This window comes from Brucella sp. HL-2, from assembly GCF_025846885.2.
GTDB classification, from domain to species: domain Bacteria; phylum Pseudomonadota; class Alphaproteobacteria; order Rhizobiales; family Rhizobiaceae; genus Brucella; species Brucella quorumnocens.
In genome coordinates this window covers 414,673-429,362 of sequence record NZ_JAOYTK010000003.1, presented here as the reverse complement: position 1 = coordinate 429,362, position 14,690 = coordinate 414,673, and the positions used below count along the sequence as shown (strand labels likewise).

Genomic DNA, 14,690 nt, shown 5'->3' with positions numbered 1-14,690 from the left:
CGGCTTTTTTGTTGCTGGCTACTGGTTATGTGGCTGGGAAACGTGATGGCCGGTCCAGTGTCGAAGCCAAAATCGAAAGACAGAACAATGAAGCGACTGACAAAGCCCTTGGCGCTGTGCTCGATTATGATCAGTGCGTCGATGCTGGCGGGGTGTGGACATTTAGGACCGGCAAATGTGAGCGGCGTCCGTAGTGTGCTTGGCACTGATTTGCTCGGCGCTCGTGGCGCAACAGAAGCGGATCAGCGGAAGATCGACCGCACCATAGTGCGTGGTTGTGCCGGTGGCGTTTGGTCGAAAGATGAATGCTCAAAGCATGATGAGAAGTAAGAGGGGCGGCGGGAAGTGAGTTCACAAATGCCAGACACCGAAAACGATCTACGCGCTCGAGTGGTCGGGCTTGAACATGCAACGCAAACGAACAATCAGCGCCTAACCACGCTCGAAGCATGGCAACGCCAACGAGAAATCGACAGCGCCCGGAACGATGAAAAGTGGGTAGCCATGGAGGCCCGGATCGATACGCGGTTCACAGGTCTGGAAAGCTCGAACAAAAGCATTCACTCAACCCTCTCGCGCATCAACTGGATGATTATTGGCGGGTTGGTTTCAGCGTTTGTGGTCTTTGTGGTGAGTGGCGGTTTGAAGGCGATTTGAGAAAGTTATCCACAGGGTGAACTCTTGAAAAAGATCCTGAAATCGCGACTAAACCCAGAACAAAGTCTGTAAACTATTTGTAAACTGGATGTTTTCTGTTCAGCGGAATTTAGCGTATCTTATTGAAAAGATTGGTGGGTGATGTAGGGATCGAACCTACGACCCGCTGATTAAGAGTCAGCTGCTCTACCAACTGAGCTAATCACCCACTCGCTTCTCCGAGGCAGCGGCCCCGGTGAGGTGAGCGGTTCTATAAAGGCCGCTTTTATGTCTGTCTAGCCTTCAATCGAAAAAAACCTAAAAAAAGTTTGACTGATTTCAAAAAGCCCAGAAATGCGCAGTTTTCTGAAAACAGCTTCTGCACGCATTTCGAGCATAAGTATCGGCTAATCGTTTTAATTGCTGATGAATGGTTGATTGAAAGGAATCAAATCACTCATGATTCTGTTTTTGAATCATTTTTCTTTGTTCGACGTTGTAACCTGCCTTGCGAATTTCCATATTTGCAAAGCTCGATCAGGACATGTCCAGGCCACGCAAGAGAGGGGATTGGCATTATTCGTTTGAGCTAAATCATTTGCGCTGCAAATGTCGCAGTCATGTCATCAATTTTTGATGCTTGTCTGAGATGCTTCGGCATATAAAAGACTTGATAAGCAAATATGATTTTTGCCATTGAGTAAAAATGTTGCAAGCGTTTGTGACGCGCAGGCAGGCGAGGGGTTCATGCACCGGATTGACCTCGTTTCAGAAAACCAGAAGTCGCCCCGATGTCGGGATGCGGTTTCATAATTCGGTTCGCGGCATTTTGAGGACGGAATGGAAAGCATAATTAGCGATCTCGGGCAGTTCATTTCCGATCATCGGGTATGGGCGGGTCCTATCGTGGGCATTATTGCCTTCGGCGAGTCTCTCGCTATTATCGGCATGTTCATTCCAGCTACCCCGATCATGCTCGCGATTGGTGGTTTGGTGGGGGCCGGGATCGTTGAGCCGTGGCCGATCATCATCGGTGCAATTGTTGGTGCTGTTATAGGCGACATTGTTTCGTATTTTCTCGGCTGGTGGCTTGGCCGCAGCATCATTCATAAGTGGCCACTGAACAAGCACCGCAGTGGTGTAGCGCGTGCGCGTCTGCTGTTCAGGCGCTATGGTTTTTCTGCAGTCTTCCTTGGACGTTTTTTCGGACCAGTTCGGTGTACCGTGCCAATGGTCGCGGGCATGATGTCAATGGACCAGACACGCTTCCAGACTGCAAACGTACTTTCCGCGATGGTTTGGGCACCGGTCATGTTCCTGCCAGGCTGGCTTGCTGGGCGTGGTTTCGGCGTTTTTGCCAAAATGAATGGCGATCACATGTTCTGGTTTGTCATCGGCATTACAGCTGTGACAATCGTTGCAACCGTGATCGGCATGCGCTTTTTCAAGGGGCGCCCGCGTCGCGAGCGCAAACGCGGCGTGCATGTTTCTCCAGCTGAATAGCATATGGTCTTGCGCGCGAGCCGCGCGTCTGCATAATGCAGCGATCACATGTCCATATGACAACATGGCATTTAGGAGCAGGCAGCGAGCCTGTTTCGTGTCTCTTTAAAAGGTTCATCGCGCTTTATGCCCGACGACAGTTCTGACGATTCGTCTTCACGAAGTCCCGCTCCCTGTATGGGAGCATCGGACTTAAAAGGCTTTGAGCTTTCTCACGCCGTCTGCAGTTTCTTTGGGCCGATCCGTATTTCAACGGTTCGGGAGGGAACCGCATGCGGCGTTTTTTCTGTTTCCTCTTCACTCTGATTTTATAGGAGCCGACACATCATGGATTGGTCCATGGACTGGATTGCCGACCCCAATGCCTGGATAGGTCTCGTGACATTGGTGGTGCTAGAAATTGTTCTCGGCATCGACAATCTCGTCTTTATCGCCATTCTGGCCGATAAACTTCCACCTCATCAGCGTAATCGTGCGCGTATAATTGGTCTTTCGCTGGCCTTGCTGATGCGCCTTGCGTTGCTGGCTTCGATCTCCTGGATCGTGACGCTGCGTGAACCGCTGATCACCGTGATGGAGCTTTCGTTCTCTGGTCGCGATCTCATTATGCTGGTCGGTGGTCTGTTCCTTCTCGCCAAGGGTACGATGGAGTTGCATGAGCGCCTTGAAGGTGCACATGGACATAAGAACACACGCGTCGCACATGCAATCTTCTGGCAGGTTATCGTTCAGATCGTCGTACTCGATGCTGTCTTCTCGCTTGATAGTGTGATCACAGCGGTGGGTATGGTGCAACATCTGCCGGTCATGATGATTGCCGTCATCATTGCTATCGTAGTAATGATGCTGGCATCCCGCCCACTCATGGACTTTGTCAACAAGCATCCGACAGTGGTTATCCTCTGTCTTGGCTTCCTGATGATGATCGGCTTCAGCCTCGTTGTTGAAGGTTTCGGCTTCCATATTCCAAAGGGCTATCTCTACGCGGCTATCGGCTTCTCAGTGCTGATTGAGGCTGCGAACCAGATGGCGCGCAAGAATCGTGAGAAACTGGTCACCACCAACGATCTGCGTGAAAGAACCGCTGGTGCTGTGTTGCGTCTGCTGGGTGGTCATCGTGGCGATAATCCTTTGTCGGATACGGTTGATGTGATTGCTCAGCAAACCGCAGCCAGCGATGTCTTCTTGCCGGAAGAAAAAGAAATGATCCGCGGCGTTCTCGATCTTGCAGATCGTCCTGTGCGCTCGATTATGTCGCCGCGAAACGAAATCGAATGGCTTGATCTTGATGAAGATGAAGCAGAACTTCATCAGGCGATCCGCAAGCTTTCGCATTCGCGCGTCATTATTGCCCGTCGTCAGGTCGATGAGTTTATTGGCGTAGCATCGGTCAAGGATCTGTTGCTCGATATGAGCGATAAGAAACCGATTGATTGGGATAACGTCGTCAAGCAACCGCTGGTCATACATGAAAACGCTAATGTGCTGCGGGTCATGGAACAGCTTCGTGTTTCACCCGTGCAGCTTGCTATCGTTGTAGATGAGCACGGCTCCTTCGAGGGTGTGGTGACGCCTACAGACGTGCTTGAGGCAATCGCTGGCGAATTTCCTGATGAGGACGAAGAAGCTGCTGTTGCGGAATCAGATGGACAGGGCGGCTATCTTGTCGATGGCTTCACCGATATTCGCCGTCTGAGCAGTATCCTGCAGCGGGATCTTGTTGATGACGGCGATCGCTACACGACGCTTGCAGGCTATGTCCTTTGGCATCTGGGTCATCTGCCTTTGGGTGGAGAAAGCTTCATGGCGGACGGTTTCGAGTTTCACATCGAGGCCATGAGTGGTCGACATGTCGAGAAAGTTCGGATTAGGCCGGTCGACGACTACGAGGTGTAATTTGGAATAATTTTGCGGGTATCTGCGCGGGTACTCGCAAAATATTTCACCCTGTTAACTCCGATAAAATAAGTCGGATATTGACTTTATCGCAGAAGCCTTCAAAATTAACACATCGTTCATTGTTGCGGCGAAAGCGCGACCCAAATTGGGCTTCAGATTGCAGCATTGAAATGATGATCGCGAAACGGGCGCGAACAGGAGGCTCTTATGAACCGCAAACTTCAATTGCTGGTACACGGCGCAAAAGATACTATGCTGCGCATCACGGCTTATCTGGAACAGCCTTGGCGGGGAATGAAGCTGAACGCCGAAGAAATCGCAGAGCGGCGCCGTAACCGTCTAGAGCGTGGTGAGCAAAATTTCCTTTGGTGCTGGCAGCATCGCGGCTTCTGGTAGAAGCCAAAATCTGAAAGAAGTTTAGAAGGCCGGGTGTGTAAGCTCCCGGCCTTATTGTTTTTATTTCCTATATTGGGCTTTTGTTGGAAAATTTTTCTCATGCTGATTTTGTGATTAGGCGGGGTTTCCAAGAATGGTTGTGAAAGTAGTTTATATATTTAAATCAATGATTTAGATTGATTCTTGGCCTTCTCTCTGTAGATTTGTTTCCTACAGCGTCAGCCCAAAAATCGGAATCGATTTTCGGAAAGCGCGATGCGCAGATTCAATGGCTTAGAGCATCTTTTGTGCGCCCAAGAGGGCGCAGGGCGCTCTGGCTGAAATCGATTTATGGGCGCTTTGCACAAGCAAAGTGAGAAGGGTGCAATCTATGAAGAAAATTATTCTATATGCGGCGGTGGCGCTTGGTCTGGGTGCGGCCCCTGTTCATGCGCAAGAGCCAAAGGAAATCCTTAACGTATCTTATGACATTGCGCGTGAACTTTACGAGCAAGTCAACAAAGCGTTTGTGGCTGACTGGAAGGCCAAGACTGGCGAAGACCTCACTGTTAATCAGTCTCATGCCGGTTCATCCAAGCAGGCACGTTCCATTCTCGAAGGTCTGGAAGCCGACGTCGTGACCTTCAATCAGGTGACTGACGTTCAGGTTCTGCATGATAAAGGCGATCTGATCCCTGCCGATTGGCAGAAGCGTTTACCGAACAATTCTTCACCTTACTATTCTTTCCCGGCTTTTCTTGTTCGTGAAGGCAATCCGAAAAATATCAAGAACTGGGACGATCTCGCGCGTGACGATGTGAAGGTCATTTTCCCGAACCCTAAGACCTCGGGCAATGCACGCTATACCTATCTTGCTGCGACTGCTTACGCCAATGAAGCTTTCAAAGGTGACCAGGAAAAGGTTCACGAGTTCATCGGAAAGATCTTCAAGAATGTGCCTGTGTTTGATACAGGCGGTCGTGGTGCAACGACAACCTTTGCCGAACGCGGCATTGGTGATGTTCTCGTAACCTTTGAAGCCGAAACACGTGGCACCGAAAAGGTTCTGGGCGAAGACAAGTATGATGTCGTTGTGCCTGAAGTCAGCCTACTCACTGAATTCCCAGTCACTGTCGTTGATAAGGTTGTCGACAAGCGCGGCTCGCGCAAGATTGCGGAAGCTTATCTCAATTATCTCTATGCACCGGAAGGTCAGGAGATCCTTGCGCAGAACTTCAATCGTGTCCACGACAAGGATGTGATTGCCAAGCACAAGGATATTTATCCTGATGTGCGTCTCGTAACGGTCGAAGATGCTTTCGGTGGCTGGGAGAAAGTGCAGAAAGATCACTTTGCCGAGGGCGGCGTGCTTGATCAGCTCTTCACGGCTAAGTAAACAAGACTACCTGGCGAGGGCACCCAGCTCTCGCCTTTCTTTTGGAAAAATCCAGTGTCACTTCTGAGCATGAAACGCAATTCGGTGCTGCCGGGGTTCGGATTGACCCTTGGCTGCACCTTGCTTTATCTGGCTATCATCGTAGCCCTGCCGCTTCTGGCAATGATCCTTAAAACTGCAAGCCTCGGCTGGAGCGATTTCTGGAATATCGTCACATCGGATCGCGCACTCGCAACGTATCGCATTACAATTAGTGCTGCCGCCGTAGCCACCGTGTTCAACGGTCTGTTTGGGCTGCTGCTCGCATGGGTGCTGTCACGCTATCAGTTTCCGGGCAAGCGACTGATCGATGCCGCGGTTGACTTGCCATTCGCTTTGCCCACGGCTATTGCTGGTTTGGCACTGGTGACGTTGTTTGCTCCAAATGGTTGGTTCGGGCGTTATCTGGAGCCACTGGGCATCAAGGTCGCCTATGCGCCACTCGGCATCATGATCGCCATGTTTTTCACCAGCATTCCCTTTGTCATTCGCACAGTACAGCCGGTTCTGGAGGACATGAGTGCGGATGTGGAAGAGGCCGCACGCAGTTTGGGCGCCAGTCCTTGGCAGATATTTTCACACATCATCTGGCCGACCATTTTCCCGGCCTTTCTCGCGGGAGCGTCGCTGTCATTTGCGCGCAGTCTCGGCGAGTTCGGATCGATTGTTTTCATCTCTGGTAATCTGCCCTTCGAAACAGAAGTAACGTCGTTGCTCGTTTTCATCCGGCTTGACGAATATGATTATCCTGCCGCCGCAGCGCTGGCCTCAGTGATGTTGCTGATGGCGTTCTTCATGCTTCTCGTGACCAATCTTATTCAAGCAAGGCAGCTTCGTTATGCAGACCGTTAGTGCGAGCCTGCAGGCGCGTAATGCGCCTGGTCCAGTGCGAAACTTGCTGATCTGGCTTGCGACCATTCTGTCGATAATTTGTATCGGCGCACCCTTGGCGCTTATTTTCTCTTACGCGCTCAGCAAGGGCGTAGGTGTATTTTTCGGCGAAATCCTCAAGCCTGATACGCTGCATGCCGTCTGGCTGACTATTCTGACGGCAATTGTGGTTGTGCCGATCAATATGGCTTTCGGTATTTGCGTTGCATGGCTCGTCACGAAGTTTCGCTTCCCCGGACGCAGGTTGCTGATCACCTTCGTCGAGATTCCTTTCTCTGTCTCACCGATCGTTGCCGGCGTGACCTACCTCTTTCTCTATGGTTCGCAGGGGCTGCTCGGGCCGCTGCTCGAATCCTATGATGTGAAGATCATGTTCACGGTTCCGGCGATTTTTCTGGTGAGCCTGTTCGTGACATCACCTTTTGTGGCGCGCGAACTTATTCCGTTGATGGAAGTGCAAGGAAGTGACGAGGAAGAGGCTGCCCTTACACTTGGCGCCAATGCGTGGCAGACATTTTTCTATGTGACATTGCCCAATATCAAATGGGCGCTGCTCTATGGTGCCGTGCTTTGCAATGCGCGAGTGATGGGCGAGTTTGGGGCTGTGTCTGTCGTATCGGGTGCTATTCGCGGGAAAACTAATACACTGCCATTGCAGGTCGAACTTCTGTTCAACGACTATAATGTCGCCGGAGCCTTTGCGGCTGCTTCAACGCTGGCTGGCATTGCACTTCTTACGCTCGTTCTGAAAATCTGGCTCGAACGCAAGCAGCATAGTTAAAGCATTTCCAGCAAAAGTGGGAACCGGTTTTGCGTTCGGAAATGCGTAAAAACAAATAGTTACAGCGGTTCCAACGATTCAATATTAACTGGAACCGCTGTAAAAATAAAACCGCCTGCTTTTTCGAGAGCAGGCGGCTTGCGGTCACGCTGCTTGGGAGAGCGTGTGTCTTATTGGTTCGCGGTGAAGCGATGAGGCGAGGATTGAGCCTTCCGGCCAACGGCTGAAACCGCTTTCCACATTGATGTGTCCGGCATGGCCGACATCAACAAAGCCGGAACCCCAGATATTAGCGAGCGCTTCCGCCTTGGCGAAGCTCATATAATTATCATTGCGGCTTGCAACGACAATCGATGGGAAAGTCAGCTCATGACGTGGCAGGGGAGCGAAGCTTGCAAAGCGGCTGTCTTTGCGGGCCATAGTTTCAACGTCTGCTGGCGCGACCAGAAGTGCACCAGCCACATGCGCTGCCGCAGGGCGGCTTGCGAGATGGGAAACCAGAATACAACCAAGACTGTGGGCGACCAGAACTGCGCCGGGGTTCTCAGCGAGTTTGGCCTCGAGCGCGTGCATCCAGTCGGATAGCACAGGATAGTGCCAGTCGTCTTGTTCGACAAGCACTGCTGACGGATCGTCATGCAACCATTGGCGCTGCCAGTGGCCTGCTTCCGATCCCTTGTAACCGGGGATGATCAATGTCGCAGGCATGCGTAGTTCCTCTTGGAAATGCCTTGAGATAAGGCTGTTTGTGCTGTGCATTGGGAGGTTATGCGAAGCAATTTCCAAGATAGGGGCAGTTCAACGTCAATTTAAGGAATATTAATTCAATTAGAGGCGAGTAAGTGAAAATTATACCCGCCTCTCAAGCTCTATTTCTTTTGTTTGTCATTCCAGCGGAGAACGAATTGCGACTTCTCGAAAATGAGAACCACGATCAGCGACATGGCAAATGGAATGAGCAGATAGAGCAGACGAAAGACGATGAGCGCCGCCAGCACATCGGCGGGATTCATATCAGGCAGGCCAGTGAGGAATACCAGTTCCAGTACTCCTAGACCGCCTGGAGCGTGCGATATAAGGGCGGCTGAGAACGAGACCAGGAAGATGCCGAGAATGATCAGGAAACCAGGATTTCCTGCTTCCGGAAGTGCGAAATAGATGATACCCGCAGCGCCAATGAGCTCTAGTGGAGCGACAATCAGCTGCTGGGTGACGACAGGCAGGCGCGGATATTCAAGACGAAACTTACCGATTTGCAATGGGCGCAGCTGCAACCAGCTGCCGAATACATAGAGCAGAACAAAGGTCAACATCAGCAACGCGATGACAATCGACACCGTCGGAGTAAGGTCTGTATTGAAGCGCATGAGAATATGCGGTTCCAATAGCAAGACGATGCTAGAGGTTATGATCACGCCAAGGATGAATGTGAAAGAGCAGAAGGCGATCAGTACAGCGATTTCACTGCCGGGCATGCCTTGCGAGGAATAAGCGCGGTAGCGAACCACAGCACCGGATACGACCGATGCGCCGATATTGTGCGATAATGCATAGGTCGTAAATGAGCAGAGGGCTATGAAGAGCCAGGATATTTTCCGACGTAGATGAAGAAGTGCGATGCGATCGTAACCGGCTAGCGAACTATAGGCGAGAAGGGCTGCTGCAGTTGCCAGCAACCAATGATGTGCACGGATCGCGTAGAGACTATCAAGAACGTCTTCAAGCGAAATGCTGCGTAGCTCCCTATAAAGAAGCCAGGCTGAAACAATGACTGCTAGAATGCCTATTACTGGCCAGATGTAATCCTTGAACTTCATTAACCGATCACCGCAACTTCAACTCGCATGTAATTCCCCTTTATTGATCGTCCCGGTCCTTGCATCAGGTTGCTTCCGGTTCGATCCCCTTCAATTCAACCAAAGTTTCGGACGAAGTGCGAGGTGCCTGAACGTTCTCGCTCCGCTTCCCATTTATAATCGCTCTCTCCATGGCTCCGGCGATTTCCGCTTCACCAAGGATGACGGAGTCCGCACCAAGATCGTGCAGATACTGTGCTTCTGCTGGCGAACAGGCACGCACAATGATGCGTAGACTTGGGTTCGCCGCACGAGCGAGTGATGTAGCACGCCCCGCTTCAAATGCATTTGGTATAGCAATCACCAGATTGATCGCTTCCCGAGGATTCGCCGCTTCCCATATTCCTGCATCAGAGGCATTACCCGCAATAGCTTCAATGCCGATTTCTTTCAATCTGAAATAAATCTTGGGCGAATCTTCGATCACGAGGAACGGAATGTGCTTTTCCTGAAGACTTGCAGTCACGCGTTTGCCGATTTGGCCGTAACCGACGACAATTGTGTGGTGTTTCAAACCTGTCAGCGGCAAAGGCATAGGCTCAGATACGTCCACGTTTGTTTCGCCCGATTCTGCCGAGGTTATGTCGTTGCCCATACGCTTCTCAATCCACGGCCGCATACGTTCAGCAACGATGAACATGACAGGATTGAGGAAGATGGACAGGATCGCGCCAGCGAGGATCAAATCACGACCCTCGGGCGGCAGCAAGTTGAGACTGACGCCAAGGCCCGCCAAGATGAACGAGAATTCGCCGATCTGCGCGAGGCTTGCCGAAATGGTCAGAGCAGTGCCGACCGGTCGCCGAAATGCACGGACGATGAAGAATGCTGCTACCGATTTGCCGACCAGAATGATCAGGAGTGTTGCGATCAGGGGCAGGGGATCGCGAATGAGGCTCATCGGATCAAACAACATGCCCACAGAAATGAAGAACAGAACCGCGAAAGCATCACGCAAGGGCAGCGATTCTTCTGCAGCTCGATGACTGAGCTCAGACTCGCTCATCACCATGCCTGCGAAAAATGCGCCAAGTGCGAAGGAAACGCCAAAAAGATGAGCCGCGCCGAACGCGACACCGAGTGCAATCGCGAGAACGCCCAGTCGGAAAAGCTCGCGCGAGCCGGTCTGCACGATGACGTTCAAAACCCATGGGATTACTTTGCGTCCCACCACCAGCATGAGAGCCACAAAAACGGCGACCTTTGCTATAGTGAAAAGAATGATGCCACCGATGCCGAGGCCGAGCCATTCGGCGATTGGATCGCTTGCTGCGGCATGGTTGGTCTGGCCGCCGATACTTGCAAGCGCAGGTAGCAGAACCAGCGCCATGACCATGGCCAGATCTTCGACGATGAGCCAACCAACGGCGATGCGCCCCCGCTCAGTATCGATAAGACGCAGATCCTGCATTGCGCGCAAAAGCACCACCGTACTCGCGGTGGAGAGTGCAAGGCCAAAAACCAGTCCGGCTTTCACATCCCAGCCTAGCGCAAGGCCGAGAGCGGTACCCAATGCTGCTGCTGTTGCGATTTGCGCCAGTGCGCCGGGAACAGCAATCGCTTTGACGGAGAGCAGGTCTTTGAGAGAGAAATGCAGGCCAACGCCGAACATCAGCAAAATAACGCCGATTTCAGCCAATTGGAGAATGAGTTCCTGATCGGCAACGAAACCGGGCGTGTGCGGGCCAGCGATGACGCCAGCAAGCAGATAGCCGACAAGGGGAGAGATTTTAAGACGGGTGGCAATGGTGCCGAAAATAAAGGCCAGACATAACCCAATGACGATTGTCGCAATCAAAGGCGTGTCATGGGGCATAGGGATGCCTTCCCGTTTTCAGTCTTATAAATTTTTATGGAGAGCCGGGCATGATCGAAACCATGCCCGGCAATGAGGTTATTTCTGTGCAGCTGCGTTGTCTTCAAGCACCTTGTGCGCTTCCTGACGATGCTGCCACCAGTTGCCCAGCAACAGCAGGATCGGCGCGGCGATGAAGATCGACGACGTCGTTGCAATGAAAATACCGAACAGCATCGGCACGGCAAAATTATGAACGGCGCTGCCGCCCCAAATTGCCATTGGCAAGAGACACAGGAACGTCACGACCGAAGTATAGATACAACGGATGAGAACTTGATTGATACTCATGTCAACGATTTCACGCAGAGGCTTCGATTTATAAAGGCGCATGTTTTCACGCATGCGGTCATAAACCACGACCTTATCGTTTACCGAGTAACCGATAGCGGTCAGAAGCGCTGCGATGGCTGTCAGGTTGAAGTCAAGCTGAAGCAGTGCGAAGAAACCGACCATCTTCGTGGTATCGAGAATCAATGTGATAATCGCGCCCACTGCGAAGAACCACTCGAAGCGCCACCAAAGATAGATGAGCATACCGAGTGCCGAAAGCACGACCGCGATGAAGCCTGAACGGGCCAGTTCGCCGGAGACCTTTGGTCCCACAACTTCTGTACGCTCAATCTTCACGCCTGGATCGATTTCAGTGACGGCGTCGCGCATCTTGTTGACTGCGACTGTCTGCGCTTCTTCGCCGCCATCCTGACGTTGAATACGGATCAACACATCATTCGGGCTGCCGGCAGATTGCAGGGCAACTTCACCAAGGCCAAGTCCACCGAGCTTTTCACGCAACTGCCCGAGATCGGCTGGTTGTGAGGTGGTGATTTCTGCCTGAATACCGCCCTTGAAGTCGATACCGTAATTCAGCCCCGGCTTGAAGAAGAGCACGATCGAAGCAATCGACAAGACAATGGAGACGCCGATACCGAAGAAACGCGCATTCATGAAGCGGAAGTTCGGGTTTTCAGGTGCAATCTTTACCAGTGGCTCGATGTGAAGCACCTTGAGTTTACGACGGCGGACATACCACCCCATCGCCATACGAACCAGCGTCACGTCGGTGAACATCGAAATCACGATACCGAGCATCATGGCGACAGCGAAGCCGCGTACCGGACCTGTGCCGAACATGAAGAGAAGCAAGGTCGAAATCAGCGAGGTGACGTTGGAGTCAACGATTGTTGCGAAAGCGCTATGGAAGCCTCGGTCAAGGGCAGCCATCGCGCCAAGGCCTTTGCGCGTTTCTTCCCGGATACGTTCGTTAATAAGAATGTTCGCGTCAACCGCGATTCCGATACCCAAAATGATACCGGCGATACCGGGCAATGTCAGCGTCGCGCCGATAAGGCTCAATGCTGCAAAGGTCAGCAGCGTGTGGAGCAGGAGCGCCACATTGGCGATCAAACCCCAAACGCCATAAAGAAGCTGAATGAAGATTGCGACCAGAATAAAGCCAGCAATACCAGTGATCAGACCCATCTTGATGGCGTCGCCACCAAGGTCGGGACCAACGGTGCGTTCTTCGATGACGGTAAGTGGAGCGGGTAGTGCGCCTGCGCGCAAGAGTGCAGAGAGAACAACACTGTCCTGAACTGTGAAGCTACCGCTGATCTGGCCGTTACCACCCGTGATTGGCTCACGAATGACCGGCGCGCTTAGCACCTTGCCGTCAAGAACGATTGCAAAAGGCCGATTGACGTTCTTAGTCGTAATATCCGCAAACTGACGTGCGCCAAGGCTGTCGAAGCGGAAGGAAACGATTGGTTCGTTGGTGCGCTGATCAAATCCTGCACGCGCATCGGTCAGACGCTCGCCGGACAGGGCAACCTGATCTTCAATCGGGTATTTGATGTTGGGATCTTTTGAATCCGGCAAAATGCTGACGCCAGGCGGCGGTGCATCATTCGGATTTGCGTCCGCTACCATGTGGAAGCTCATTTTCGCCGTGCTTCCGAGAAGCTGGCGAAGCTGTGCCGGATCTTGAAGGCCTGGAAGCTGAACGACGATACGGTCAGAGCCCACGCGCTGGATCGAAGGTTCGGCAACGCCAACCTGATCCACACGCTGGCGGATGATTTCAAGGCTTTGCTGAAGCGCTGAATCAAGACGATAGCTGAAGCCAGCCTGTGTCAGCGTCAGGCGGATCTGATTGTCGCTGGACGCGACATCGATATCGTTGATCGCTGCGCCGAAACCGCTCGTATTAACCTGCGAAATCAGTGTCTTGAGAGCAGTGTCAGCTTTTGCACGCTGATCGGCGTCAGGGATAGTCACAATGACGGAATCACCAACGGCGCGGATCGACTGCGGCTGAATGCGTTCCGCACGCAGCTTGCCGCGCGCGTCGTCAAGAAGTGCTCGCATACGATCTTTTTTGAGACCAGCTGCATCCACTTCAAGGACGAGATACGAGCCGCCACGCAAATCGAGGCCCAACGTAACTTGTCGTTTCGGGAACCAGGACGGCATCGCGTCAAGGTGCTGCTGTGTGAAGAAATTGGGCAAGGCGATAATGACGCCGATCAAAACGATCAGGCCATAAAGCACAGCGACCCATTTAGAAGTACGCATGAGTTGAAATTCCGGATATTGAGCGCTTCAAATTTCGTATTAAATACAAAAGCTTAAAACGCATTTTTTCGTAAGTGATTCAGGACTGGTCAATGCCAATCTCAAGGACGATCTTTCAGGCACTCACGGGTGGTGCACGAACCGAAGCATGTGTGCCTCGTGAAAGTCTCAAAATCGTGTTTGTGATTGCAGCCTCGACAGGCTTTGTGTCGAAGAATGCAAGATCACTCGGCAGTACCGATAGGCCTGCACCATTTCCATCAGGATATGCTGCTTTGATTTTTGCTGCAATTGCCTCTGCAAGAACGGCGCGCATTGGCTGCGGTACAGGCGTCGATTGTTGACGAGCAGGTATAGCAGGTGCATCAGCAACCTGCTGCGCGGCCATGCTTTTGGGCGTATTGCGGGAGGCTTCATTACCGAGTGCAGAAAGGTCCACAGCAAACATAAAGGCTGCAAACGACAGGACGCACGTCACGAACAGCATGAAACCATGCTGACGATGACGATCAGTGTGCTGATCCTTGTTGTTTGTGCCCTTAATCAAAACGCTCGGACTTTCCTCTACAGTCTTTCCGCAGAAATTAGCCAGTGCCAGAGTGGTTTTCCATCGGTCTAAGCCACTCTAGTTATTCGATTTTATGCAAAGCCCGATTCAAAAATTTTGTATTCTTCTCGGGACTTAGCGTTGACACCTACAGCATCGATTCACAAATTGGAATCTATTTTTGTCGAGTTCAGTGTGTCGTTTTGAATGGCGGCTTGCGGTACGGTGTAAATTAGCAGGTGAGCAAGGGCCGAGGTCACCAACAGAAACGTTCGTTCGTCTATAAAACAAATTTAGATTTTCAGGCGGATGTTGTAAGGCTTGCTTCCGCTTTAACG

The 14,690-nt window shown here is 51.9% G+C and carries 13 protein-coding genes and 1 tRNA gene; 8 read left to right on the top strand and 6 right to left on the bottom strand.

Features of this window, described 5'->3' with window-relative positions; translation table 11 throughout:
* Window positions 1-87 precede the first annotated feature (87 nt).
* Complete coding sequence (locus OIV19_RS07955) at window positions 88-330, top strand: hypothetical protein (protein ID WP_264231157.1); 243 nt, start codon at window positions 88-90, stop codon at window positions 328-330.
* Window positions 331-357: 27 nt separating this feature from the next.
* Window positions 358-657, top strand: a complete 300-nt coding sequence (locus OIV19_RS07950) for a hypothetical protein (RefSeq protein ID WP_264231145.1) — start codon at window positions 358-360, stop codon at window positions 655-657.
* Between the two features lie 132 nt (window positions 658-789).
* Here the strand turns inward: OIV19_RS07950 and OIV19_RS07945 are convergent.
* Window positions 790-865, bottom strand: a tRNA-Lys gene (locus OIV19_RS07945).
* 611 nt (window positions 866-1,476) lie between these two features.
* Between OIV19_RS07945 and OIV19_RS07940 the strand changes: the two genes are divergently transcribed.
* From OIV19_RS07940 to cysW, 6 genes are all read left to right on the top strand, one after another.
* Window positions 1,477-2,139, top strand: coding sequence for a DedA family protein (locus OIV19_RS07940; protein ID WP_095446897.1), 663 nt, complete (start codon window positions 1,477-1,479; stop codon window positions 2,137-2,139).
* A 327-nt stretch (window positions 2,140-2,466) separates the two neighbouring features.
* Window positions 2,467-4,035: a TerC family protein gene (locus OIV19_RS07935; protein WP_095446896.1), complete on the top strand. Its 1,569-nt coding sequence runs from the start codon at window positions 2,467-2,469 to the stop codon at window positions 4,033-4,035.
* 210 nt (window positions 4,036-4,245) lie between these two features.
* Complete coding sequence (locus OIV19_RS07930) at window positions 4,246-4,434, top strand: hypothetical protein (protein ID WP_264231144.1); 189 nt, start codon at window positions 4,246-4,248, stop codon at window positions 4,432-4,434.
* A gap of 370 nt (window positions 4,435-4,804) precedes the next feature.
* A complete protein-coding gene (locus tag OIV19_RS07925; protein WP_264231143.1) occupies window positions 4,805-5,809 on the top strand; it encodes a sulfate ABC transporter substrate-binding protein in 1,005 nt (334 codons plus the stop codon).
* A 69-nt stretch (window positions 5,810-5,878) separates the two neighbouring features.
* Entirely contained in the window at window positions 5,879-6,700 is an 822-nt protein-coding gene (gene cysT, locus OIV19_RS07920; protein WP_095447921.1) for a sulfate ABC transporter permease subunit CysT, read from the top strand.
* Window positions 6,687-7,520 carry a sulfate ABC transporter permease subunit CysW gene (gene cysW / locus OIV19_RS07915; protein ID WP_191792997.1) on the top strand — a complete coding sequence of 278 codons (834 nt, stop codon included), beginning with the start codon at window positions 6,687-6,689 and terminating at the stop codon, window positions 7,518-7,520. The genes cysT and cysW overlap by 14 nt, the downstream gene beginning before the upstream one ends.
* A gap of 144 nt (window positions 7,521-7,664) precedes the next feature.
* Here cysW and OIV19_RS07910 read toward each other — a convergent pair whose 3' ends face one another.
* From OIV19_RS07910 to OIV19_RS07890, 5 genes are all read right to left on the bottom strand, one after another.
* The gene (locus OIV19_RS07910) at window positions 7,665-8,228 is read right to left on the bottom strand and encodes an alpha/beta hydrolase (RefSeq protein ID WP_095446892.1); all 564 of its coding nucleotides are present in this window, start codon (window positions 8,226-8,228) and stop codon (window positions 7,665-7,667) included.
* Between the two features lie 161 nt (window positions 8,229-8,389).
* Complete coding sequence (locus OIV19_RS07905; protein WP_095446891.1) at window positions 8,390-9,337, bottom strand: lysylphosphatidylglycerol synthase domain-containing protein; 948 nt, start codon at window positions 9,335-9,337, stop codon at window positions 8,390-8,392.
* 64 nt (window positions 9,338-9,401) lie between these two features.
* Window positions 9,402-11,192, bottom strand: coding sequence for a cation:proton antiporter domain-containing protein (locus OIV19_RS07900; RefSeq protein WP_151093792.1), 1,791 nt, complete (start codon window positions 11,190-11,192; stop codon window positions 9,402-9,404).
* Between the two features lie 78 nt (window positions 11,193-11,270).
* Window positions 11,271-13,805 carry a protein translocase subunit SecD gene (gene secD, locus OIV19_RS07895; RefSeq protein ID WP_095446889.1) on the bottom strand — a complete coding sequence of 845 codons (2,535 nt, stop codon included), beginning with the start codon at window positions 13,803-13,805 and terminating at the stop codon, window positions 11,271-11,273.
* Between the two features lie 115 nt (window positions 13,806-13,920).
* Window positions 13,921-14,292: a hypothetical protein gene (locus OIV19_RS07890; RefSeq protein ID WP_318285352.1), complete on the bottom strand. Its 372-nt coding sequence runs from the start codon at window positions 14,290-14,292 to the stop codon at window positions 13,921-13,923.
* Window positions 14,293-14,690 lie beyond the last annotated feature (398 nt).